The organism is Pantoea eucrina, assembly GCF_002095385.1.
GTDB classification, from domain to species: domain Bacteria; phylum Pseudomonadota; class Gammaproteobacteria; order Enterobacterales; family Enterobacteriaceae; genus Pantoea; species Pantoea eucrina.
In genome coordinates, this window is sequence record NZ_MIPP01000002.1 from 60,668 (window position 1) to 83,609 (window position 22,942).

The window sequence follows — 22,942 nt, forward strand, 5'->3', positions numbered from 1 at the left end:
ATAAGCTGTGGTATCCAGACCAATTAAAGCGGCGTTATGGCTGCGCAACACTTTCCAGCAGACCGCCGAAGAGCAGAGTAAACGCCTGAATAGCTTTTGGTAATGCCTGTTGTGGATTACCGCTGGCAGCGACCCATAGCGCGGCATTCAGTGCCGCGCCATTTAACAGCCACGCAGCCGCATCCGCATCGACTGATTTGATTACGCGACGTTCAATCAGATCGGTAATACTCTCACGCGTAGCACTGAGGCAGTTATTCTGACTCGGCCATTTTGCAGGATCGCCAAGAAAAGCGGGACCATCAAGCAGCACAATGCGCCGGACCTCTTCATCCAGCGCCATCCTGATATAGGCTATCCCTTCAGCCAGGAGCGTTTGCTGGTCGTTATCGGAGTGAACCACTTCACGTTTAGCGCGTTGCGCCATTTCAGAATCGATCTGCGTCACTACCGCGGCGAGCAAGCCTTTTTTATCCCCAAAGTTATGGTAAAGCGCCCCGCGCGTCAGACCGACACTGGCAGTCAAATCGTCCATTGATGCAGCTGCAAATCCCTTTTCAGCGAACGCTTTGCGCGCTGCTGAAATCAACTTTTTCCGGTTTTCTTCCATCGTTTCTGTGCGGCGTCTGGTAACCATATACTTCTCCTGCTGCTAACGCCGCGCATGCCATTTGACATACGCAGCGTATGTGTGATTAATTTTACATACGCCGCGTATATTAATTGTTTTATTTATGCTGCGCATCTCCTGTTGCTCTCCCACAAAGGAGTCCCTGTGACCCAGCCAACACCCGTTTTTCCTGCTCATCGCCACGCTCTTTATGAACAGCATGGTTATTCTGCAGCAATCCGCTCTGGCGATTTATTATTTGTTTCCGGGCAGGTGGGTAGCCGCGACGACGGCACCCCGGAGCCGGACTTTGCAACCCAGGTACAGCTTGCCTTTGAGAATCTCAGAGCCACGCTCGCTGCGGCAGGATGTACGTTCAAAGATATGATTGATGTGACTACTTTTCATACCGACCCGGAAAACCAGTTTTCAACCATCATGCAGGTGAAACAGGCTCTTTTCCCGGCCCCGCCCTACCCCAACTGGACCGCCGTGGGCGTTAACTGGCTGGCAGGGTTTGATTTTGAGATAAAGGTTATCGCCCGCATTCCTGAGTCTCAGGCATAAAAACGTTGCAGAGCAATATCAGGGAGAGCCAGCTTACGGCTCTCCCTTTTTGATCCGCTCAGTCAGCATTGCATAGCTGTCTGTCGCCCCGGTGATACCCTCCTGCTAAAAAAACGTTGACGAGGTAGAACGATCGTTCTACCTTAAGGCCATGAACAAAACATCAGGCAGTACCCGGGAAAAAATTCTCAGGAGCGCTGAGCAGCTGATTTATCAGAACGGTATCCACGCCATGGGCATGGATCTTCTGGTCAAAACCTCAGGCGTCGCCAGAAAAAGTATTTATCATCACTTCGCCAGTAAAGAGGAGGTGGCATCAGCCGCGCTGAGCGTGCGCGATGAGCAGTGGATGGCGTGGTTCAGAAGCGCGTCCGATCAGGGCAATACGCCGCAGGATCGCGTTCTGAATATGTTTACCGCGCTGAAAAGCTGGTTTGAGTCAGAAGGTTTCCGCGGCTGCGCATTTATCAACACCGCCGGTGAGACAGGTAACCCTGGCGATACCGTTCGACAGATAGCGAAAACCCACAAGCAGAAGTTACTGGATTACGCCCTGGAGCTCAGCAAAGAGATGAATGTTGCGCATCCCGAGGCGCTGGCCAGACAGCTGCTGATTCTGATAGAGGGTGCCATTACCGCGTCCTATGTTATGGGGAGCGGGAGCGCGGCCGACGACGCACGGGATATTGCGAAAATGCTGCTGGAGCAGGTTTCCTGAAGCCTGCGTACTCATCAAATTTGAATTAACTGGAGTTTTACTATGTCTGATTCATACCAACGCCCCCCGCTTCCTCCTTTTACCCGCGAAACGGCCATCGAAAAGGTGCGCCTGGCTGAAGATGGCTGGAACAGCCGCGATGCGGCTAAAGTCGCACTGGCTTACTCAGCGGACACACAATGGCGCAACCGCACCGAGTTTGCTCATAACCGTGAAGAAGCCGAAGCGTTTCTGGCCCGTAAATGGAAAAAAGAGCTTGAGTATCGTCTTATCAAGGAGCTCTGGGCGTTTGATGGCAACCGCATTGCTGTCCGCTACGCCTATGAATGGCGCGATGATTCAGGTAACTGGTTCCGCTCTTACGGCAATGAAAACTGGGAGTTTGAAGGCGATGGCCTGATGAAGCGCCGTTTTGCCTGTATCAACGATATGCCTATTAAAGAGAGCGAACGCAAATTTTTCTGGCCGCTGGGACGTCGTCCGGACGATCATCCGGGGCTGACTGCGCTGGGGTTGTAACGGCGGCAGGGCAGCTCGCGTGACTGCCCTGCTGCATGGGTTTATCAGCAGCTGGCTTTAGCGAGGTAGCGCTGCATTTCATCAGCAGGAACCATGCCGCCACCTGTCGCCCAGACAAGCTGCGTGGCCTGCTGCAGCTGCTGCGGAGTGATGCCCTGCTGTGTCAGATAAGCGGGGCTTGCCGCGATGCGCTGCGGCCCCTGCATGCCCGCCAGCGCGGAAGGTTCCAGCTGAATACCTTCCGTTTCATCCAGCATGGCAAGCAGCGTAAACAGGGTACGATCGCTGAGCGTATAGCAGCCGTCGATCAGCTGCGCCATCGCCCGGCCGACAAAGCCGGAGGCGCGGCCCACCGCCAGTCCATCCGCAGCGGTTTTATTGTCGATACCGATATCCTGCACCGCAATACCATCGTGCAGGCCGGTGCTCATTCCCAGCAGCATACAGGGTGAATGGGTTGGCTCCGCAAAAAAGCAGTGAACGTTATCGCCAAAAGCCAGCTTCAGGCCAAAAGCGACGCCTCCCGGGCCGCCACCCACGCCACAGGGCAGATACACAAAAAGCGGATGGGAGGCATCCACAGTAATGCCTTTCTCCTTCAGCTGCTCTGGCAGGCGCAGGCCGGCAACGGCATAGCCCAGAAACAGCGTGCGTGAATTTTCATCATCAATAAAGAAGCAGTCGGGATCGGACTCCGCCGCTTTGCGGCCCTGCTCCACGGCGACGCCGTAATCCTGCTCATACTCAATCACGTGCGCTCCACGCCTGCGCAGCAGCGCTTTCTTCCACTGACGCGCATCTGCCGACATATGAACGGTAACGTGAAACCCGAGGCGGGCACTCATTATGCCGATCGAAAGGCCCAGGTTGCCCGTTGAACCTACTGCTATTTTATGCTGGCTGAAAAACTGACGGTGCGCCGGAGAAAGCAGCTGGCTGTAGTCATCGGCTGGCGTGATAAGCCCCGCCTCCAGCGCCAGCTTCTCTGCGTGCGCGAGAACTTCGTAAATGCCGCCGCGCGCTTTGATGGAACCTGAAACGGGCAGATGGCTATCTTTTTTCAGCCAGAGTCTGCCTGGCAGCGGCGCACGCTGCGCCAGCCGCGCCTGCATCGCGGGTAGAGGTACCATATCTGACTCAATAATACCGCCGCTTTCAGCCGTTTCCGGAAAGGCGGCGGCGATCAGCGGAGCGAAACGGCGCAGGCGGGCTTCGGCATCTTCAGCCTCTTCACGCGTCAGTCCCGTATGCAGGAGCCCCCTTTCTGCCGTCGTCACCTGATCGTTAAACCAGATGGTTTCACGTAGCGCCCTCAGATCGCTTACCGCCGGTACAGACCGGAGTTTTTCAGTTAAATCAGTCATGGTTACTCTCATTCAGCCCGACGCATCAAAAGAAAACAGAGCGTTATTTATATGCACGCGGCTGCGCGGTGACAAACGATGGTTTTTCAACTTAACATGAGCTCAGCAAACTCAACAGGCGAGCACGCATTGTGCATTTTTATCTGCAACGTCCACGCCGGTTAAATAACTAATCGCTAAATCAGCAGCTTAAACAGTAAAGGTGAAAAATGTGTTCTCTGAGATGCGTGAAATAGAGGGTGGCCAGCTGGGACGTCTTTTCACCTTTGAAGCCGCTGCCCGCCACGGCTCGTTTGCCGGAGCGGCGGCGGCGCTGGCACTGACGCCCAGCGCTGTCAGCCACCGTATCAGCCAGCTGGAAAGAGAGCTCGGTATCTCGCTGTTCACCCGTTTACACCGCAGGGTGCTGCTGACCGAAGAGGGTGAGCGGATCTTCAATGCCATGAGTACCTCACTCGACTACCTCAACCGGGAAATTCAGGGCATCAGAAATCAGGGATCCAGCGGAAGGCTTACGGTTTACAGTCGCCCGTCGTTTGCGCACGCCTGGCTTGCACCGGCGGTGGCCTCTTTTCTGGAGCAAAACCCCGCTATCGATCTCGTTATTAATACCGGAAACGAACCGGTCGACCTGCATAAAATGGGTGCCGATCTGGCCATCTGTTTTGATGCTGACGTGCCGGACAGATTTCACCTGGACCCGCTGATGGATGAACATATTATTCCGGTTTGCAGCCCGCGCTACGCTGCACAATTCAGGCTGACGGACTGCCCGGAGAATCTCCGGAGCTGTCGCCTGCTGCACGATCGTCAGGCGTGGAGTATCGATTCCGGAGAAAATGAGTGGCGGTTGTGGGCAGCGCATTTTGACGTGGATATTACGGCAGCGCGCCGTGCCGAATTCGATCAGGCAGAGCTTGCGGTTGCTGCAGCGATAAACCATGCCGGCATCGCGATGGGACGTAAGGCGCTGGTGAAACAGCGTATCGCCTCTGGCGAACTGATAACGCCTTTCCCGCGCCTGGCGCTGCTGTGCAGCGAACGGTATTACATCGCTACCCGCGCCGACAGACGCTGGCCAAAAACAGAAACCTTTATCCGCTGGCTGCAGGAAACCGTGGCGAAAGAGAAATAATTACGCTCATAGTATCGTCACGCTGGCAGAGCAGGATCACGGCGTAAACCGCGCTATTTTTAAGCAGATCGGGTATAATAGCCGGACACTTGCCCACCCTTTTTATCCTCAGCGAAACAGGCATATGGCATTTCAGAATCCGGCTCAAAACTTTATCGAAGCGCGCCTGAACCTGGGTGATATCGTCTCGCTGTCGCCCTGGTCCACCTACCTGATGCGCAGTGATACAGCCAGCCCGGAGGCGGGTATCGTCAAAGGCTCAGTGCTGGCAGTTGATCGGGCACTGACGCCGCGGCACGGTCAGATTATTGTGGCGGAATTTGAGGGTGAACTGGTGCTGCGCAGGTTGCTGCTGAAACCCGTTCCGGGGCTGCAGTCGCTGGAGAGGTCCGATGCTATCGTTCTGCTCGACGAGAACCAGCCGCTGCCGGTGTGGGGCGTGGTGGCTTATGCGCTCAATGATATCGCGGGCCAGGGTTTCACCGGGCCTGCAGGAGAATAGGTATGTTTGCGCTTGCTGATGCCAACAATTTTTACGCCTCCTGTGAAACCATTTTCAGGCCCGATCTGCGCGGCAAACCCGTTTGCGTGGTATCAAATAATGATGGCTGCGTGATTGCCCGTTCAGCTGAAGCAAAGCGCATGGGTATAAAGATGGCCGCCCCCTGGTTTAAGCATGAACGCTATTTTCGTGACAATGGCGTACACGTTTTCAGTTCTAACTATGAGCTTTATGGCGATATGTCGGCGCGGATGATGGCAATACTCGATGAGATGGCTGCCGGGCAGGAAGTCTACTCTATCGATGAAAGCTTTCTTGATGTCACGGGCATCAGCAGTTATATGCCGCTGGAGCGCTTTGGTCAGCAGATGCGCGAGCGCGTTCGCCAGGAAACCGGTCTGACCATAGGCGTAGGCTTTGGCCCGACCAAAACGCTGGCCAAGCTGGCGAATCAGGCGGCCAAGCAGTGGACGAAAACAAACGGCGTGGTCGATCTCTCCGATCCCCTGCGCCAGCAAAAATTGCTGCAGCTGACGCGCATTGGCGATATCTGGGGTATTGGCTGGCGAATCGCCCAGCGTCTGGAAGAGATGGGGATCACCACCGGGCTGCATCTGGCAGAAAGTAATACCAGTACGATCCGCAAAAAATTTGATGTGATTGTTGAGCGCATTGCACGCGAGCTGCGCGGCGAATCCTGTCTGGCACTGGAGGATGCGCCGCCGCCAAAACAGCAGATCGTTAATTCACGCTCTTTCGGGCAGCGCATCACGACGCTGGATGATATGCAGCAGGCGGTTATGGCCTATGCGACCCGGGCTGCTGAAAAGCTGCGCCAGCAGGGCTCCCGCTGCCGTCATCTCACCGTCTCTGTGACGACCGGCCGCTATGGCGACGATCCCAGGTACTCTGCTACCGCGCCCGTCAGCTGGCAATATCCAACGGCGGACACGCGTGACATCGTCGCCTTTGCTCTGCAGGGGCTGAACGCTATCTGGCGCGACGGCTTTCGCTATGCCAAAGCGGGCGTAATGCTGAGCGACTTCTGGCAGTCAGGCAGCACGCAGTTTGATATGTTCAGCCAGCAGCAGCCGCGTGCCAATGCGGATGCGCTGATGACCGCTCTCGACGCCATAAACCGTTCAGGCAAAGGCAAAATCGGTTTCGCCAGCCAGACGACAGGAAACCAGGCGTGGCAGATGAAACGCAACATGCTCTCACCCCGCTATACCACTCGCCTGGCCGATATCCCTGTGATCCGATAGCAGGCTGTCGCGCCACCCGCTCCCGCTGCTGAGTGCTAAAAAGGTGCTCACCGGATTTAAGCAGCAGAAAGCCAGCTGAAGCCGGAGCGCCTCTGACAGTTGTCAGAGGCGCTTTATCTGGCGCAGAACGTTATGCGGAATACAGACGTTACCGACGGGCTGAGCGAGATAACAGAAAGCGTCAGCCTTGCTGCACTGCACGCTGTTCGCTCTCATTCATCGCGCGATGCAGGGTTGCAAGCAGCGGTTCAATGTCGAGCGGCTTGGTAAAAATATCAAACGCTCCCTCCTGAAACGTGCTGCGGCAGACGTCAAGCGTACCATACGCGGTCATAAGGATAACCGGCAGCAGCGGATGACGGGCGCGCTGTTCGGTCAGCCAGTTAAGCCCATCCATGCCGGGCAGCCGCACATCCACCAGCAGACAGCCGCGCAGCGGCAGCGCTTCTGCACCGGCAACGGCGTCGAACATCGCCAGATCGCCGAAGTCAGCCACCTCGTAATCTACGGTTTTCAGCAGAAATCCCAGCGACTCCCTTACTGACAAATCATCATCCACTAACCACACTTTCGCGCTCATTCCATTACTCCGCCACCGGGAAAATTAACGTTATCTCTGCACCATATCTGGCGCGATTTATCAGCACCCGCTGACCGTTCAGGTACAGCGCCGGGCGCATTTGCAGAAAAACCTGGTACTGACTGGCGAAGACAGATTGCGGCTGCCAGCCTCTATTTCAGAAAAGTTCGTAGCCTGCCTCAGGGTTGTTCTTCCGTTATCGTGCAGCAGAAGCGACATGTTGCCGTAAGGCTGCAGTGCAATAAGAGAGGTCAGCCTGAACGATAAAAAGTGCCTGCAGCATGGCTGACAACAGCCTGCAGCACGGCTGCCGGAAACCTGTCGCGCGCAGCGCAATGCGCTGTTCCTGAGGCGGCAGCGGTGCTTCACTTAAAGATGCGCGATCTTTTCATATCCCTTCCCGGAACGCCATCGGCACAAGTCTGGATAACGCAGCCGCCAATACCACGATTAACTGGGGGATTCGCTTTAAAACATTCAGGCTTCTTTCTGTGGCAGGGGGTGATGCTCAGTCAGCCGTTACCCGCGTGCAGGGTGCTAAAACAGGTCGTATGGTTCGGCTGGCAGCAGCGTAAATGCCCGTTTCATTATGCGCGCCTCCTCTGCCGGACTGCGGCCAAACAGGCGTTTAAATTCGCGGCTGAACTGTGAGTCACTTTCGTAGCCTGTACGCGCAGCTGCCCCGGCTGCGGTCAGGTTCTGCTGGATCAGCATCAGTCGTGCACGATGTAAGCGCAGTGATTTAAGATACTGAATGGGTGAAGTTTGTGTAACGGTTTTAAAGTGCAGATGAAAACGCGGCACGCTCATGCCCGCCTCACGGGCAAGTTGCGTAACGTTTATAGGCTGCTGCCAGTTATCATGGATTTGCTGTAGCGCCCGGGCAATGCGGCCAAAATGGCCCTGATACGCCAGCGCGGCGCGTACAGCGGCACCCTGCTGCCCCATCAGAATGCGAAAGCAGATCTCTTCCACACGGGCCGGCCCCAGTATCCGCGCCTCAAGCGGATCCCGTAATGCCTGAAGCAGTGCCAGCGTACTCTGTAGCAGTGTGCTATCCAGCGGCGTGGAGATAATAGCGGCCGTCGCCCTCTCTTCACCCGCAGGCTTTGCCGGCACCTGCGCGATGAGTTTCGCCAGTACGTTAACGTCAAAACGGATCGCCAGGCCCAGCAGCGGCTCAGCGGACGTCGCTTCAGTCTCCGCTGAGAATGGCAGAGGCACAGATAATACCAGATAGTGTTGCGCGTCATAGCGGTAGACATTATCCGCCAGAAAGGCACGCTTAGCGCCCTGGCAGATAATGATGATGCCCGGCTCATAAAGTACCGGCGTGCACGCCCACTGCTGATTAGCCCGCATAAATAACACGCTATCCAGCAGGGATTTTGTATATCCCTCCTGCGGTGCCAGCTGGTTAAGCAAAGTGCAAATCTGCTGTTGCACGTCATTCATCACACGTTCTCCCGGATAGTTGAATTCCTGCTTAGTCACAAGGCGCAGCGCGCGGCTCGCTCTGCGAGAGGATCAGGCAAAAATGCGCAGTGAATAGGTCTGTTGACGATTGCGGCATTTTTCAACAATAGCAGGGTACTTCACACGAGGAAAAAAAGATGACTGATGCAAAAGCGAAAGTAATTATTCTGACCGGCGCCAGCAGCGGTATCGGTGAAGCCATCGCCCGCTATCTGGCCAGGCAGGGTCACAGGCTGATCCTTGGTGCACGCCGGGCCACACGTCTGGCATCGTTGTGTGATGAGCTGCAGCAGCAGGGTGCCCGGATAGATTATCTGACGACAGATGTGACGCAGCGCGCTGATACACAGGCATTAGCCCGTCTGGCCATTGAAAAATATGGGCGGATTGATGTGATGATTAACAATGCGGGCGTGATGCCGCTCTCTCCGATGGCTTCACTGAAAGTTGAAGAGTGGGACCAGATGCTGGATGTTAATGTGCGCGGCGTGCTTTACGGCATCGCTGCAGTACTGCCCGCAATGCAGCAGCAGCAGGCGGGGCACATTATCAATATCGCGTCAATCGGGGCGCTTACGGTCTCACCCACCGCGGCGGTTTACTGCGCCACTAAATTTGCCGTCCGCGCTATTTCTGAGGGATTACGGCAGGAGTCGTCCGCTCTGCGCGTTACCGTTATCAATCCAGGCGTAGTGGATTCTGAGCTGGCTGACAGCATCACTGACGATGTGGCCCAGGAGGCGATGCGCAGCTTTCGGGCTATCGCCCTTAAACCGGAATCGATAGCGCAGGCGGTCAGCTGGGCTATCGATCAGCCTGGCGAGGTTGACGTCAGTGAAATCACGCTGCGCCCTACTGCCAGCCCGTTTTAAGCCATAAAAATTCTGGCGATTTCAGGCTGAAATTTCAGGCATCGACGCGCGGGCGTCGTTATAACCAGCCCGCGCGCTTCAGCCGCCACCACATAATGCAGCAGATAAGCAGCGTTGATCCCAGCGCCACCGGATAACCAAAATGGCTGTGCAGCTCCGGCATGTCGGAAAAGTTCATGCCATACATACTGAATACAATTGTTGGCACAATCAAAATGGCGCCCCAGCCCGCCAGCTTCTTATTCACTTCACTTTGCTGTACAGAGACCAGCGCGAGGTTGACCTGCATAGCACTGGCCAGCGTTTCACGCATATCCTCTGCATCGATCATGACGTGATGCGCGTGATCCTGCACATCGCGCAGATAGGCGCGCAGATTTTTGGGGATAATATCTTCATGGAAACGAACCAGCTGCGGACAGATTTCAGTGACCGGCATCGCGGCGTTGCGCAGCGCCAGCAGCTGGCGTCGCAGATGGTAGACCTGCTCCAGCGCGTGGTTATCAAAGCGCGTGGAAAACATCCCATCTTCGAGATTACCGATACGCTCGCTGAGCGTTTGTGTGATTTTACTGTAGTTGTCTACGATAAAATCGAGGATACAGTAGAGTGCATAGCCTGGCCCCTGGCACAGCATGGCGTGATTCTTTTCCGCTTTTTCCCGGATTGCGGCATAGCCTTCCCGCGATCCATGGCGTACCGTAATCAGGAAATTTTTGCCCAGAAAGAAGTGCGTTTCACCAAACGTGATGTGCTGCTGCGCCTGCATATACGCCGTTTTGACCACGATAAATACCGATTCGCCATACTGTTCAATCTTAGGACGCTGATGCGCCAGCAGAGCATCTTCGATCGCCAGCTCGTGCAGCCCGAATTCCTCCTGCAGCTTTTGCATAAAAGCGGGTTCGGGCTGGTATAACCCAAGCCAGACGAACGATTTATCTTCTTTCAGGATATCGCTGATCTCTGCAACATCGACATGCTCTTGCCGCTCGCCATGACGATAGACCACGCAGTTGACGATCTCATCTGCATGATTGTCGGTTCGTTCCTGCTTTTCCATTTTTGCCTCAATCCTGCTCTGGCTTACTCTGTCGCTTTCTGAAGGGATCCGGAAGCGACGCTTTATACTGTTAGGGTAGCAAAAGCCGTGGCAGGCGGATATTGCCAGCCTGAAAAGTCGTTACGGCACGCCCAGATAACGCAGTAATCCCGTCATCGCTGCGGCTCCTGCGATAACCAGAATCAACGGCGTCCGTCGCCATGCCAGAAAAACAGCAAACAGAACGCCTGCTACCCGTGCGATGCCGGCAAAGTGCGTTCCTTCAAACAGTGCGGTTGTGACCGCCACCGCCAGCAACAGGACCGTGGCAGCATCTGACAGCATATTGCGCGTTTTTTCTGACATCGGCAGCCGGCTGCCGAGACGGTATCCGGCAAAACGGATAGCGTACGTTCCGACGGCCAGCAGCGCGATACCGGCAATGACCAGACTATTGTCCATCTTTACGCTCCCGCCAGCTCAGCAACCCCAGCAGGGAAAAGAGCACCGGCATTCCTGCCGGTACAAAAGGCGTGACCGCGACAGAGAGTGCGGTCCCGGCCAGCGCCGGAATGCGTGTCCGCCGTTTGCGCAGCGCCGGAAAAATCAGCGCAATCAGGATCGCCGGGAAAACCGCATCCAGCCCGATGGCGGAAACGTCAGGAATAAAGCGGCCAATCATGGCGCCGCCGATAACGGTGAGTGGCCAGACCGCAAAAATACCGAGTCCGCACAGCCAGTAGGCAACCCGGCGCTGCTGCAGCCCCGGTTGCGAGATACCAAATACCACGCTCTCATCGTTCATGATATGGCAGCCAAGGAGGCTGCGGCCTCCCTGCCCCACCAGATCTTTTACCGCAATGCCAAACGGCAGATGGCGCGCATTGACCAGCAACCCGGCGGCGGCGGCAGTGAGCGGGCTTCCGCCACCAGCAACAATGCCGATAAACAGAAATTCCGAAGCGCCTGCCAGCACCAGCGTAGAGAGCGCTATCGGCACCCAGAGCGGAAAACCCTGTGCAGCGGCCAGCGAGCCATAGGAGAGGCCCACAATACCGTCTGCCAGACAAACCAGAACAATCGCTTTTATCACGCCGCGATCAAGCACGTTAATCCCCGCACGCATCACATATTGATCTCATACCGAACAGTAAAGACAGTATAATGAACGTTCAGAAATTGTTTTACAAGATGAACAAACGTTCGATAAAACGAACAGGAGCTGCTGTGACACCACCGATTGATACTATTGCCGCCGGGCTGATCCGCGAGCGGCAGCGTGCCGGACTTTCACTGACTGAAGTGGCTCGCCGTGCGGGTGTGGCAAAATCAACGCTCTCACAACTGGAAGCGGGCAACGGCAATCCCAGTATCGAAACCCTCTGGGCGCTCTGTGTCGCGTTAAATATTCCTTTCGCCCGCCTGCTGGAACCAGAGGTAAAACGTCTGCAGGTTATTCGCAAAGGTGAAGGGATGATTGTGTCGGCTGAACTGGCTGATTATCAGGCGGCTCTGCTCGCCAGCTGCCCGCCAGGCGGGCGACGCGATCTCTATCTGGTGACCAGTCAGCCAGGCGCGCCGCGCGCTTCAAAGCCGCATCCGCCCGGTTCGGTTGAGCACGTTATCATTGCCCGCGGGCGGGCCAGGGTAGGACCCAGCGATGCGCCGGTGGAGCTGAATCCTGGCGATTACATCTGCTATCCCGCTGATGAACCCCACGTGTTTGAAGCACTGGAAGCCGATACCATGGCGGTGCAACTCTCTGAACAGAACTGATATCGCCTGAGCCTGAATAAACGCGTCCTGCCTGACGTGTACGCAACGTTCACTGTAATCAGTAAAGCGCGCCTGCAACAGGCGCGCTTTAAGGCGATCAGCGATTGACCAGTTTTGCCGGCAGAGCCAGCACCAGCAGGCAGCTGAGCAATAAACAGGCAGCAAACAGCCACAGCGCCCCGTCGCTGCTGCCGGTCATATCCAGTGCGATTCCCATAACAGAATTACTGACCAGGCCTGCAATATTGGCAATAGAGCAGGCGAGCGCAAAACCTGCGGCGGCGGCAGTACCGGTCAGGAAGGTTGCGGGCAGGCTGAAGAAAACCGGCACGGCACCAATAATCATCGCCTGCGCAATGGAAAACAGCAGCACGGTTACAGCCACATTACTGCTCCAGAAGGGCGCGCAGGCCATTGCGGCTGCACCGATGATAAAAGGGACAATGATATGCCAGCGGCGTTCGCGCAGCCTGTCTGAGCTGGCGCCAATCAGCAGCATGCCAGCCAGCGCGGCCAGACTCGGTATCGCCGTAAGATAACCAATCGTGGTGAGATCGGTGGAGCCTGCTTTTTTCAGCAGCGTCGGTAACCAGAAGCCCATTGCGTAAGCGCTGAGCAGTATGGAGAAATCGATCCCGCCCAGCATCACCACCCGCAGATTAAGCAGACCATCCCGCAGCCGGTGTTTCGCCTCAGCAGCTTCACCTGCATCGCTGCGGAGTTCATCAGCAATGACCTGTTTTTCCTGAACGCTCAGCCAGGATGCCTCCGCAGGGCCATCCGGCAGCATTCGCAGCGTCATCAGCCCCAGCAGAATACTCGGCAGGCCCTCCAGCAGAAACAGCCACTGCCAGCCATGCAGCCCGTGCAGTTTGTCAAAGTGCGTCATGATCCAGCCAGAGAGAGGGCCGCCGATGATGCTGGAAAGTGGCAGACCCAGCATAAACAGCGCAATAATGCGGCCGCGTCGCCATGAGGGAAACCAGCGGGTCAGATAAAACAGCACGCCCGGCAGAAACCCTGCCTCTGCCACGCCCAGTAAAAAGCGGATCGTGTAGAACTGACCGGGGGTTTTGACCAGCAGGGTTAACGCAGAGAGCACTCCCCAGCTGATCATGATCCGCGCGATCCAGATCCGTGCGCCGGTGCGTTGCAGAAACAGGTTGCTTGGCACTTCAAACAGAATGTAACCCACAAAAAACAGACCCGCACCCAGACCAAACGCCGTTTCGCTTAGCGCTAAGTCGCTTGCCATCTGCAGCTTGGCAAAACCAATATTAATGCGATCCAGGTAGGCTGCCAGATAACACAGGCAGAGAAACGGGATCAGTTTTAACGTTATTTTTCGATAGATGGCGGCACTTTCCCGCCGCGACTGGATTACCGAAGGATCGGCTACTGTGCTCATCACTCTCTCCGCGTACCATGACTCTGAACAGGGACGATCAACCGGGTAGTGTGTCACCCGTTCGCATAAATATGACCGCGCGAGAGTAGCGGTAATTATCACCCTGCGCCACTACTTCCTGCGGCGGGCGAGCGGCGTGGCGGTAACGGGGAGATCGGCGTCGCGGATCACACCAGCGTGTCCCTGCAAACGCAGCAGGCGCGCGGGATCAAGCAGCGAGCGGGCGCCGCTGTCCCCTTTTAACTGACGAAGCGCCGGGCCATATTCTGTCGCAAAGCCTACCGGGTGGCCGGGTTTGTCCTGCCAGCAAAAACGGGCCTGGGTGGCCCCTTCGGAGAGTGCGCCAGCGATACGCTGATGATCTTCTGCCGTAACCCATGCCATATCGCCAGGCTGAACCAGCCAGCCAGACCAGTGCGGCGCAGCGCGAACGGCAGCGGCAATCGTCTCGCCGCTGCCTGCACTGCTGACACACAGCACCGGTATCGCCTGCGCGGCAGCCAGCGCCCGTATTGCGGTATATTCAGGTCGCGTTACCAGCAGAAGCGGCAGGCCGCTGCGTTGTGCTGCATGCAGCGTCATACCGAGCACAGGATGGGGTGTTCCGGTGCTGTCAGGCAAGAGGGCAAGCAGCTTATTGCCTTTTCCGCCCGCCTGCTGAAAACGTGTTCCCTGCCCTGCTGCAAGGATGATAATGCCCGGACTTTTCATGTTGCTGGCTACCTGAAAATCGTGAGGCGCACAGTATTGCGCGCCTCAGGACAGTTAGCGACGGTTTTTCCATACTGTCTGGATATTGCAGAACTCGTGTACGCCAAAACTGGAGAGCTCACGGCCATAGCCGCTCTTTTTAACGCCGCCAATCGCGACGCGCGGATCGGATGCGCCGTTGCCGTTGATAAATACCGCTCCTGTTTCCAGCCGCTCTGCCAGCCAGCTGGTCACCGACTCATCGCGGCTCCAGACGGTGGCACTCAGACCGAAATCGCTGTTGTTAGCCAGCGCAAGGGCGTGTTCTGCATTACGCGCCGTAGTGATTGCCGCGACCGGGCCAAATATTTCCTGCTGAAATGCTGTCATCTCCGGCGTCACATCAGCCAGAATGGTAGGGGTATAGTAATTTCCTTCCCCCTCAATTTTATGACCGCCCAGCACCAGACGTGCGCCCTCTTTGAGCGTTTGCTGCACCTGCCCATCCAGTTCATCACGCAGATCGTAGCGTGCCATCGGACCGATAAAGGTCTGCTCATCAAGCGGATCGCCAATTTTTAGTGCGGCTACGGCCTGGCTGAAACGCGCTTCAAACTCGGCGGCGATACTCTCTTCGATGATAAAGCGCTTCGCTGCCATGCAAACCTGTCCGGTATTCTGATAGCGGCCCACCACGGCTGAAGCGACAGCAGCGTCAAGATCTGCGTCGGCCAGTACGATGAAAGGATCGGCACCGCCCAGCTCCAGTACTGTTTTCTTCAGTACCGCACCGGCCTGTGCTGCGATAGCGGCGCCTGCGCGTACGCTCCCGGTGACTGCAACGGCTGCAACGCGTGAATCGCTGATTGCTGCTGAAACGCCGTCGTTGTCCGTATTGATAACGGTAAAAGCACCGTGCGGCAGTTCTGTTGCCTCAAACAGTTCAGCCATCAGATAAGCCGATCCCATTACGCTGGGTGCATGTTTTAACAGATAGGTATTGCCGGCAAGCAGCATGCTGACAGCGCCACGCAGCACCTGCCAGTAAGGAAAATTCCACGGCATCACAGCCAGTATGACGCCCAGTGGTCTGAATGACTGCCACGCCTGCTGACCTTCTACCGGAGCTGGTTTATCAGCAATCATGGCCGGGCCATGTTCGGCATACCAGTCACATAAGCTGGCACATTTCAGGACTTCTGCACGTGCCTGGGCAACAGGTTTACCCATTTCCCGTGTTGCCATAGTGGCCAGTTCATCCTGACGCTGACGCAGCTGTTCACCCAGCTGACACAGTACCTTCACACGCTGTTCAATCGTTGTATTACGCCACAGCTCAGCGGCTTCAGCGCTCTGTGCAAGGGAGCGATCAAGTTCCTCAGCGGTCTGGAGTGGATACGTTGCGAGAATGGCACCCGTTGCAGGATTACGTGAAATTACATGGTCAGTCATCAGAATTCCTCAGTACATGGCTGTTGATCGTGCCTGTTACGATACGCCTGATTACTATTGATATAAAATGAATAATATTGAGCAACTTGTTCTCTTATTGAAAGCAATTAAGAGAGAGTGTCTGCCGTGGGATCCTGAGTTATCCACTTATACATAAACCAGATCCTAATAAGAGATCATAAAGAGATCAAAGATAGATCCTAAGAGATCCCCGATCGTCGCAGGCCGCACCACACAAGGCCTCAAAGGGTGATCGTGTTCACTATAATCAGCAAAGCATTCACTGTAATCAGTGCTATATTCACTATACTCTGTGGAATGTTCACTATAATCAGTGCTAATGTTCACTGTAATCAGAAAACGATCCCTTTCATCCACAAAATGAAGATCTCATGCCATGGCAGACAAAGAGAGTAAAAACAAGGCGTTACTGGAACCTTTTCTGTCGGTGACAAAAAACAGTGGCGAAGTTATCCAGCTCCATCCTAACAAGAATAATACTGTCCAGCCTGTGGCACTGATGCGTCTGGGATTGTTTGTGCCCACCCTTAAATCCACTGCTCGCGGCAAATCCGGGGCTATGGCCTCCACTGATGCGACCAAAGAGCTGAAAAACCTCTCGCTGGTAAAAGCGGAAGGGTATGAGAAGATCACCATAACCGGTGCCAGACTGGATATGGATAACGATTTCAAAACCTGGGCAGGGATTATTCAATCTTTCTCCCGTTATCCGACCAAAGGCGACACGGTCACGCTACCTTTTATCGATTTCGTTAAGATGTGTGGTATTCCGTCAGCGAACTCCTCTGCAGCCCTGCGCAGGCGCCTGGATGCCTCATTACGGCGCATTGCAACCAATACGCTCTCTTTTGAAGGTAACGGCAAGGCTTATCATACTCACCTTGTACAATCTGCCTATTACGATCGGGAAAAAGATCTGGTTCGCATTCAGGCCGATCCGAAGCTGTTTGAGTTATATAACTTTGATCACAAGGTTCTGCTTCAGTTGCGGGCCATTTCGCGCCTGAAACGTAAAGAGTCTGCTCAGGCGCTCTATACCTATCTGGAAAGCCTTCCTGTTAATCCGGCCCCTATCTCGCTGGCGCGACTGCGTATGCGTCTTAACCTGGGATCGAAAACCACCACGCAGAACCATGTGGTGCGGCGTGCTATGGAGCAGCTGAAAGAGATAGGCTATCTCGACTATTCCGAGATTAAGCGTGGACGTTCCGTGTTTTTCATCATCCATAGCAGGACGCCCAAGCTGGATGGTATCGGAAATCTGGAGAGCATCGACGTGCTGGATGAGATCGAGTTTGACGACGAGTCGTGATGTTCACTGTAATCAGCAAAACATCTTTTCCCGCCGCTGTGCTGTATCAGCCGTGCAGCGCTACTCTGCTCCTTAATGTTCCCCATGCAGGCTGGCTGTTCACTGTAATCAGTAACGTTCACTGTAAACAGCAGGCTTCTTTAGCCAGGCTGGGAACAATCAGGCACGGTTTGCAACAGACGTGGCATAAATTGATAGTAAGCACTAACATACCTTTTCAGATAGCTTAATTCCGCTCTTTTTACTGATTACAGTGAACGCCTGCTAACCCTCTGCCCTGCCCTGCTGTGACCACTGTATAGAGTACACAGCTGCTGTTCACTGTAATCAGCAGAGGGCCAGATAGCGTTACGACAGCTGAAAGCAATACCTTTTACGGCCCGCTCTATTGCCCAGGCCACCTGCGGACCTGTCTGCTGATTATAGTGAACGCTGCCAGCGATAAGACGGGCCGTTACTGACTACAGTGAATGTGGCCAGGCTTTACTGCAGTGAGAGAGGGCATCCGCTACTGATTACAGTGAACGTGCTGCGTATAGACGATCCAGGCGCCGGTGATACTAAATGACCGCGCCCTGTGGCTCTCCTGATTACAGTGAACGTTACAGCCAGAGAGAGGCTAATTTGCCGGAGAATGCTGACTACAGTGAATGCTGCCGAAGAGGGTCTCCTCTGTTTTTAACAGCTGACTACTGACTACAGTGAACGTGCAGAGAGATACCGGCCAGAGCCTGCTTCACACAGCGTGTTTGCAGCAGCCTGCAGTGAATCTTTTACTGATTACAGTGAACGCTGCGCCCTCATTTACTGATTACAGTGAATCTTTGGACTTCCGACTTATATCTGAACGCCTGCAACTTTACGTTTGCTGATTACAGTGAACGTTTGGCGGCTACTGATTACAGTGAATGCTGCGGGCAATACATTCTGCAGGCATAATTAAGCATTCCGGTTTACAGGATAAGTAATTGCCTTATGTGCAGGATTTAAGTATAAAGTCATAAATCCTACATGTGTGGAGCAGGTATGGCTAATGATGAGAAGCAGATTCTGAAGGTTGCTCAACGTTCAGAAAGAATGCTGATGAGTCTCACCGAGCAGATTCAGGCGCAAAAAGAAGAACTCAAAGAAAATACGTTTTATCAGGTCTATGCGAAAGCCGCGCTGGCTAAACTGCCAAAACTGACGCGCGCCAGCGTTGATTATGCGGTCAATGAGATGGAAGAAAATGGCTACGTGTTTGATAAACGCGCTGCCGGCAGCTCCACCAAATATGCGATGTCGATTGAAAACATTGTCGATATCTACCATCACCGGGGCGTACCTAAATATCGCGATCGCACGCGGAAGCCTATACCCTCTTCGTTGGCAATCTGAAAGGTGGCGTCTCCAAAACGGTCTCAACCGTCTCGCTGGCACATGCGCTGCGGGCGCATCCGCATCTGCTGTTTGAAGATTTACGTATTCTGGTCATCGATCTGGATCCGCAATCTTCGGCCACCATGTTTCTGAATCATGAACGTTCAGTGGGTCTGGTAGAAGCCACTGCCGCCCAGGCGATGCTGCAGAATGTCAGCGGCGAAGAGCTGAAAAGCGACTTTATTGTGCCCTCAATCATCCCGGGCGTGGATGTACTGCCCGCTTCAATTGATGATGCGTTTATCGCTTCACGCTGGGAGGAGCTTTGTCATGAACACCTGCCAGGGCAGAACGTGCACGCTGTGCTGTATGAAAACGTTGTGGCAAAGCTCAAAAAAGATTACGACTTCATTTTTATTGATAGCGGCCCGCATCTGGATGCGTTTCTCAAAAATGCGATTGCTGCTTCTGATTTGCTGATGACGCCCGTTCCGCCTGCGCAGGTCGATTTTCATTCAACGCTCAAATACCTTACCCGACTGCCTGAGCTGGTAGAGATTATTGAAGCCTCAGGGGCTGAATGCCGGCTGCAGGGCAATATCGGCTTTATGTCGAAACTCTCCAACAAAGCCGATCATAAGATGTGCCACAGCCTGGCTAAAGAGATTTTCGGTGGCGATATGCTGGACGCGGCGCTGCCGCGGCTTGACGGATTTGAGCGCTGCGGTGAGTCGTTTGATACGGTGATTTCAGCTAACCCTTCTACCTATGTGGGCAGCAGTGAGGCACTGAAAAACGCGCGATCGGCTGCAGAGGATTTTGCCAAAGCCGTATTTGACCGTATTGAATTTATTCGCTTGAACTGAGGTTAAGATGAGCGCAAAACGCATTACTATTGGCCGTACTTTCAGCCAGTCACCTCTGCAAAATGAACACACTGCTGCAGAACATACGCAAACGTTTGTGCTGAATACCGGCAAACGCGCGCTGTTCTCACTTCAGCTCGTCTCTGCCCGCGATGTGGAAGCAAAGACTTTTGTCGTGCAGGAGACCAACGGTCGCGACCAGTCTGGCCTGACGCCAGAATCGCTGCGTGACATCATTCGTACGATTAAACTGCAGCAGTTTTTTCCCGCCATCGGGGTAAAGCGCGGTGAGCGCATCGAAGTACTTGATGGCTCCCGCCGTCGCGCTGCCGCGCTGCTCTGCAAAACGGGTCTGAGCATACTGGTGACTGATGAGGATATCTCTGCCGAAGAGGCACGTCGCCTGGCTCAGGATATTCAGACTGCGCGTGAGCATAATTTGCGTGAAGTAGGTCTGCGCCTGCTGGCTCTAAAGCAGAGTGGCCTGTCGCAAAAAGAGATTGCTGAGCAACAGGGACTGTCACAGGCGAAAGTGACACGCGCCTTACAGGCCGCGAGTGTGCCGGCTGAACTGATCATGCTGTTTCCTAACCATGCTGAACTCGCCTATCCGGACTATAAGCTGCTGCTGCAGGCATGTGAAAGGCTTCAGGAGAAGCAACAGAGCATAACCACGCTGGTAGAGACTATCAGCGCGGATATTGATGAGATTGCCTCTGAAGATGGCCTGGCTGAAGATGAAGTGAAGAATGCCATTTTGCGTCTGGTGCGCAATGGCAGTAACGCACTGCTTGAGGCTCCGGGAAAAGAGAAAGTCGTGACGACGTCGCTCTGGGACTTTGCTGACAAAGATCGCTTTGCCCGGAAAAAATCCAAAGGGCGCACCTTCAGTTATGAATTTAATCGCCAGCCTAAAGAGCTACAGGATGAGCTGGATAAGGTCATCAGCAGCACGCTTGCTAAATATCTGGAGCAGTAACCATACCGCCTGCGGGCGGTTTATTTGCTTTCGCCACCCCTTTTTCACGCCTAAGTGATTGTCAGTTATAGATTTGAGCTAAAAATTTCAGCCTGAAATCGCCACTGTTTCAGGCTGTTTTACGTAACAAAAGAGAGCCTTTATCCGGCAGGATGACGCATTCCGTTACAACCGCACCCGCACGGACCCTGCTCCGGCTTTACCAGTTATGATAAATTAGATGATAATAATTACTATTCAGTAACGAACGGAGTTCAAATGAAAGTTATTTGCGGCGTGGCGCTGAGCCTGGGTGTGGCTTTATCAGCGTCAGCCACCACCTATCCACTGACCATCACCGATCTGGATGGACAGCAACATACGTTTTCTAAAGAGCCTCGCCATATTATTTTACAGGATGGGCGTGATGTACTGACGCTGGCTCTGCTCGATCGTGATAATCCTTTTGAACGCGTTGTAGCCTGGAATAATCTGCCTAAAAAACAGGATACGCAAACCTGGGAAATGCTGAAAGCACGCTGGCCGCAGGCGGAAAAAATTGTTGATATGGGATTCAACGATCAGGGTCAGGTCAACCTTGAAAGCGTGCTGGCGCAGCAGCCGGATGTGATGATTGCACAGTTACGTGCAAAACCGGCGTTGATCCAGTCTGGTGTGGTCAGGACGCTTGAAAATCTGCACATCCCGGTTGTGTTTGTAGACTATGAACTGCACCCGGCGCAGAACACAGCTAAAAGTGTTTCTCTGCTTGGGCAGATCCTTAACCGCGAAGAGCAGGCCCGGGACTATACAACTTTCTATCAGCAAAAAATGTCCGCTATTACGAATAAAGTCAGCGGCATTGAAAAGAAACCCACGGTGTTTATCGAGCCTATTGCCGGCAACAGCGATAACTGCTGTTTTACGCACAGTCATAACGGCTGGGGCGGACTGGTCGAAGCGGTAGGAGGCAAAAATATCGGTTCTGCACTTTTACCGGGCAACTCAGGTTTTGTTTCGCTGGAAAAAATCATCGCGATGAAGCCTGATGTCTATATCATGACCGGTTCTAAACGGCCTAACAGCAACGTGTTACCGTTTGGCTATGGGGTTAAGCCTCAGGAGGTCACTGCAACCTTCCAGACCCTGACGCGCCGTACCGGCGTGGCACAGATTGAGCCGGTGAAGCAGAACCGGGCCTATGGTATCTATCACCATTTCTACAACCATCCGTGGAATATCATCGGCATGGAGATCCTGGCGAAAGATCTCTATCCGCAGCAGTTTGCCGCGCTGAATCCGGTTGCCGATTATCACCAGCTGGTTAAAACCTTCACGCATCTGCCAGATGACGCTATTACCCTGAGCTATCCTGACAATAACTGATTGAGCCGGGCGGCCTTAATGCGCCGCCGGCAGCCTTCTTTGCCTGGCATCTTCCGCTGTGCAACTCATCTTATTCACTGTAATCAGTAAACCATACAGATGCTCCGCGTCTGCCAGCGAGAAATCTCTGAAAGCAGTGAACATCGTCACTATTAACATTCTCATTAATCCACGTCGCGAGTAAGCTTATACTCTATAACAGGCCGGACGGGCTGACGGCAGATTCTATATGGGAGAGAGTAATGGCAGTTAAGATGATTGCAGTAGATATGGATGGCACCTTCCTTGATGATAACAAGCACTATAATCAGCAGCGTTTTGCCCGCCAGTACGCACTGCTCAAAGAGAAAGGGATCCGCTTTGTTGTTGCCAGCGGCAATCAGTATTATCAGCTGCAACACTATTTTCCTGATATCAAGGATGAGATCGCGTTTGTTGCTGAAAACGGCGCCTGGGTCTCAGACTGCAATGAGGAACTGTTTTGCGGAGAGCTGGCGCCTGAGCGGGTAGAGCAGATCCTGACTATCCTGGCGAAAGAGCCTGATATCAGCGTCGTAGTCTGCGGTCGTAACAGCGCCTATGTGCACACCTCTATGCCTGAACATGTAGTGAATAAACTCAGCAATCACTATCGCCGGCTGGAAAAGCGCGACGATTTGAGCAGCATTGACGACACCATTTTTAAATTCTCATTAAATCTGGAGCACGAAGGCGTTGAGGCGCTGATGTCGCGGTTGCATCATGAGCTGAGCGCAATTGAGAACATCATGCATCCGGTCTCCAGCGGATTCGGCTTTATTGACCTGATTATTCCTGGCTGTCATAAAGCGCACGGCATTGCCATGCTGCAGCAAAAATGGGGCATTGATGATTGTGAGGTGCTGGCGATTGGCGACAGCGCAAATGATATCGAGATGTTGCGACAGGCTTGCTACAGCTTTGCCATGGATAACGCTGCCCCGTCGGTTGCGGCAGTCGCCCGCTATCGTACGCAGAATAATAACGAAGAGGGCGCACTCAACGTCATTGCGCGCCTGCTGGCCCGGGAAACGCCGTTTAACTAA

Annotated in this window: 22 protein-coding genes and 1 pseudogene; 13 read left to right on the forward strand and 10 right to left on the reverse strand. The window is 54.2% G+C overall.

Going from position 1 to position 22,942, the window contains the following annotated elements; all coding sequences use genetic code 11:
* Positions 1–34: 34 nt before the first annotated feature.
* Entirely contained in the window at positions 35–637 is a 603-nt protein-coding gene (locus tag HA43_RS01600) for a TetR/AcrR family transcriptional regulator (protein ID WP_094110786.1), read from the reverse strand.
* A gap of 138 nt (positions 638–775) precedes the next feature.
* Here HA43_RS01600 and HA43_RS01605 point away from each other — a divergent pair, with 138 nt between their 5' ends.
* From HA43_RS01605 to HA43_RS01615, 3 genes are all read left to right on the forward strand, one after another.
* Positions 776–1,177 carry a RidA family protein gene (locus tag HA43_RS01605; protein WP_094110787.1) on the forward strand — a complete coding sequence of 134 codons (402 nt, stop codon included), beginning with the start codon at positions 776–778 and terminating at the stop codon, positions 1,175–1,177.
* Between the two features lie 151 nt (positions 1,178–1,328).
* The gene (locus HA43_RS01610) at positions 1,329–1,895 is read left to right on the forward strand and encodes a TetR/AcrR family transcriptional regulator (protein WP_094110788.1); all 567 of its coding nucleotides are present in this window, start codon (positions 1,329–1,331) and stop codon (positions 1,893–1,895) included.
* A gap of 42 nt (positions 1,896–1,937) precedes the next feature.
* Positions 1,938–2,414 (forward strand): nuclear transport factor 2 family protein, encoded by a 477-nt coding sequence (locus HA43_RS01615; protein WP_040113716.1) that lies wholly within the window; start codon positions 1,938–1,940, stop codon positions 2,412–2,414.
* Positions 2,415–2,458: 44 nt separating this feature from the next.
* Here the strand turns inward: HA43_RS01615 and HA43_RS01620 are convergent, their stop codons facing one another.
* A complete protein-coding gene (locus HA43_RS01620) occupies positions 2,459–3,778 on the reverse strand; it encodes a D-serine ammonia-lyase (RefSeq protein ID WP_094110789.1) in 1,320 nt (439 codons plus the stop codon).
* A 211-nt stretch (positions 3,779–3,989) separates the two neighbouring features.
* Between HA43_RS01620 and dsdC the strand changes: the two genes are divergently transcribed.
* From dsdC to umuC, 3 genes are all read left to right on the forward strand, one after another.
* On the forward strand, positions 3,990–4,913 hold the full coding sequence (gene dsdC / locus HA43_RS01625; protein ID WP_255402145.1) for a DNA-binding transcriptional regulator DsdC: 924 nt from the start codon (positions 3,990–3,992) through the stop codon (positions 4,911–4,913).
* 124 nt (positions 4,914–5,037) lie between these two features.
* Entirely contained in the window at positions 5,038–5,415 is a 378-nt protein-coding gene (locus tag HA43_RS01630; RefSeq protein ID WP_094110790.1) for a S24 family peptidase, read from the forward strand.
* Between the two features lie 2 nt (positions 5,416–5,417).
* Positions 5,418–6,680 carry a translesion error-prone DNA polymerase V subunit UmuC gene (gene umuC / locus HA43_RS01635; RefSeq protein ID WP_094110791.1) on the forward strand — a complete coding sequence of 421 codons (1,263 nt, stop codon included), beginning with the start codon at positions 5,418–5,420 and terminating at the stop codon, positions 6,678–6,680.
* A gap of 181 nt (positions 6,681–6,861) precedes the next feature.
* Here umuC and HA43_RS01640 read toward each other — a convergent pair whose 3' ends face one another.
* Together HA43_RS01640 and HA43_RS01645 are read right to left on the reverse strand one after the other, a co-directional pair.
* Positions 6,862–7,260: a response regulator transcription factor gene (locus HA43_RS01640; protein WP_128083760.1), complete on the reverse strand. Its 399-nt coding sequence runs from the start codon at positions 7,258–7,260 to the stop codon at positions 6,862–6,864.
* Positions 7,261–7,797: 537 nt separating this feature from the next.
* Positions 7,798–8,715: an AraC family transcriptional regulator gene (locus HA43_RS01645; RefSeq protein ID WP_094110792.1), complete on the reverse strand. Its 918-nt coding sequence runs from the start codon at positions 8,713–8,715 to the stop codon at positions 7,798–7,800.
* Positions 8,716–8,873: 158 nt separating this feature from the next.
* On the opposite strand from HA43_RS01645, the gene HA43_RS01650 reads away from it, so the two are divergent.
* Positions 8,874–9,608 (forward strand): SDR family oxidoreductase, encoded by a 735-nt coding sequence (locus HA43_RS01650; RefSeq protein ID WP_094110793.1) that lies wholly within the window; start codon positions 8,874–8,876, stop codon positions 9,606–9,608.
* A 58-nt stretch (positions 9,609–9,666) separates the two neighbouring features.
* Here HA43_RS01650 and corA read toward each other — a convergent pair whose 3' ends face one another.
* The 3 genes from corA to HA43_RS01665 form a co-directional block, all read right to left on the reverse strand.
* Positions 9,667–10,671, reverse strand: coding sequence for a magnesium/cobalt transporter CorA (gene corA / locus HA43_RS01655; RefSeq protein ID WP_094110794.1), 1,005 nt, complete (start codon positions 10,669–10,671; stop codon positions 9,667–9,669).
* A 120-nt stretch (positions 10,672–10,791) separates the two neighbouring features.
* On the reverse strand, positions 10,792–11,112 hold the full coding sequence (locus HA43_RS01660) for an AzlD domain-containing protein (protein WP_040113737.1): 321 nt from the start codon (positions 11,110–11,112) through the stop codon (positions 10,792–10,794).
* Positions 11,102–11,776 carry an AzlC family ABC transporter permease gene (locus HA43_RS01665; protein WP_040113744.1) on the reverse strand — a complete coding sequence of 225 codons (675 nt, stop codon included), beginning with the start codon at positions 11,774–11,776 and terminating at the stop codon, positions 11,102–11,104. Before HA43_RS01665 ends, HA43_RS01660 begins: the two co-directional genes overlap by 11 nt.
* Before the next feature lie 101 nt (positions 11,777–11,877).
* Between HA43_RS01665 and HA43_RS01670 the strand changes: the two genes are divergently transcribed.
* Positions 11,878–12,426: a helix-turn-helix domain-containing protein gene (locus HA43_RS01670; protein WP_040113746.1), complete on the forward strand. Its 549-nt coding sequence runs from the start codon at positions 11,878–11,880 to the stop codon at positions 12,424–12,426.
* Between the two features lie 97 nt (positions 12,427–12,523).
* On the opposite strand, the gene HA43_RS01675 is transcribed toward HA43_RS01670, so the two are convergent.
* The 3 genes from HA43_RS01675 to HA43_RS01685 all read right to left on the reverse strand — a co-directional run bounded on the left by HA43_RS01675 (position 12,524) and on the right by HA43_RS01685 (position 15,976).
* Complete coding sequence (locus HA43_RS01675; RefSeq protein ID WP_094110795.1) at positions 12,524–13,834, reverse strand: MFS transporter; 1,311 nt, start codon at positions 13,832–13,834, stop codon at positions 12,524–12,526.
* Between the two features lie 111 nt (positions 13,835–13,945).
* Positions 13,946–14,545 carry a nucleotidyltransferase family protein gene (locus HA43_RS01680; protein ID WP_094110796.1) on the reverse strand — a complete coding sequence of 200 codons (600 nt, stop codon included), beginning with the start codon at positions 14,543–14,545 and terminating at the stop codon, positions 13,946–13,948.
* Between the two features lie 54 nt (positions 14,546–14,599).
* The gene (locus HA43_RS01685) at positions 14,600–15,976 is read right to left on the reverse strand and encodes an aldehyde dehydrogenase family protein (protein WP_094110797.1); all 1,377 of its coding nucleotides are present in this window, start codon (positions 15,974–15,976) and stop codon (positions 14,600–14,602) included.
* 397 nt (positions 15,977–16,373) lie between these two features.
* Here HA43_RS01685 and HA43_RS01690 point away from each other — a divergent pair, with 397 nt between their 5' ends.
* The 5 genes and pseudogenes from HA43_RS01690 to HA43_RS01710 all read left to right on the forward strand — a co-directional run bounded on the left by HA43_RS01690 (position 16,374) and on the right by HA43_RS01710 (position 22,942).
* Positions 16,374–17,309, forward strand: coding sequence for a RepB family plasmid replication initiator protein (locus HA43_RS01690; protein WP_040113754.1), 936 nt, complete (start codon positions 16,374–16,376; stop codon positions 17,307–17,309).
* A 1,026-nt stretch (positions 17,310–18,335) separates the two neighbouring features.
* Positions 18,336–19,534, forward strand: a pseudogene (locus HA43_RS01695) (AAA family ATPase).
* A gap of 7 nt (positions 19,535–19,541) precedes the next feature.
* Entirely contained in the window at positions 19,542–20,513 is a 972-nt protein-coding gene (locus HA43_RS01700; protein WP_094110798.1) for a ParB family protein, read from the forward strand.
* Positions 20,514–20,771: 258 nt separating this feature from the next.
* On the forward strand, positions 20,772–21,878 hold the full coding sequence (locus HA43_RS01705) for an ABC transporter substrate-binding protein (protein ID WP_071668119.1): 1,107 nt from the start codon (positions 20,772–20,774) through the stop codon (positions 21,876–21,878).
* Between the two features lie 242 nt (positions 21,879–22,120).
* The gene (locus tag HA43_RS01710; RefSeq protein WP_071668120.1) at positions 22,121–22,942 is read left to right on the forward strand and encodes a Cof-type HAD-IIB family hydrolase; all 822 of its coding nucleotides are present in this window, start codon (positions 22,121–22,123) and stop codon (positions 22,940–22,942) included.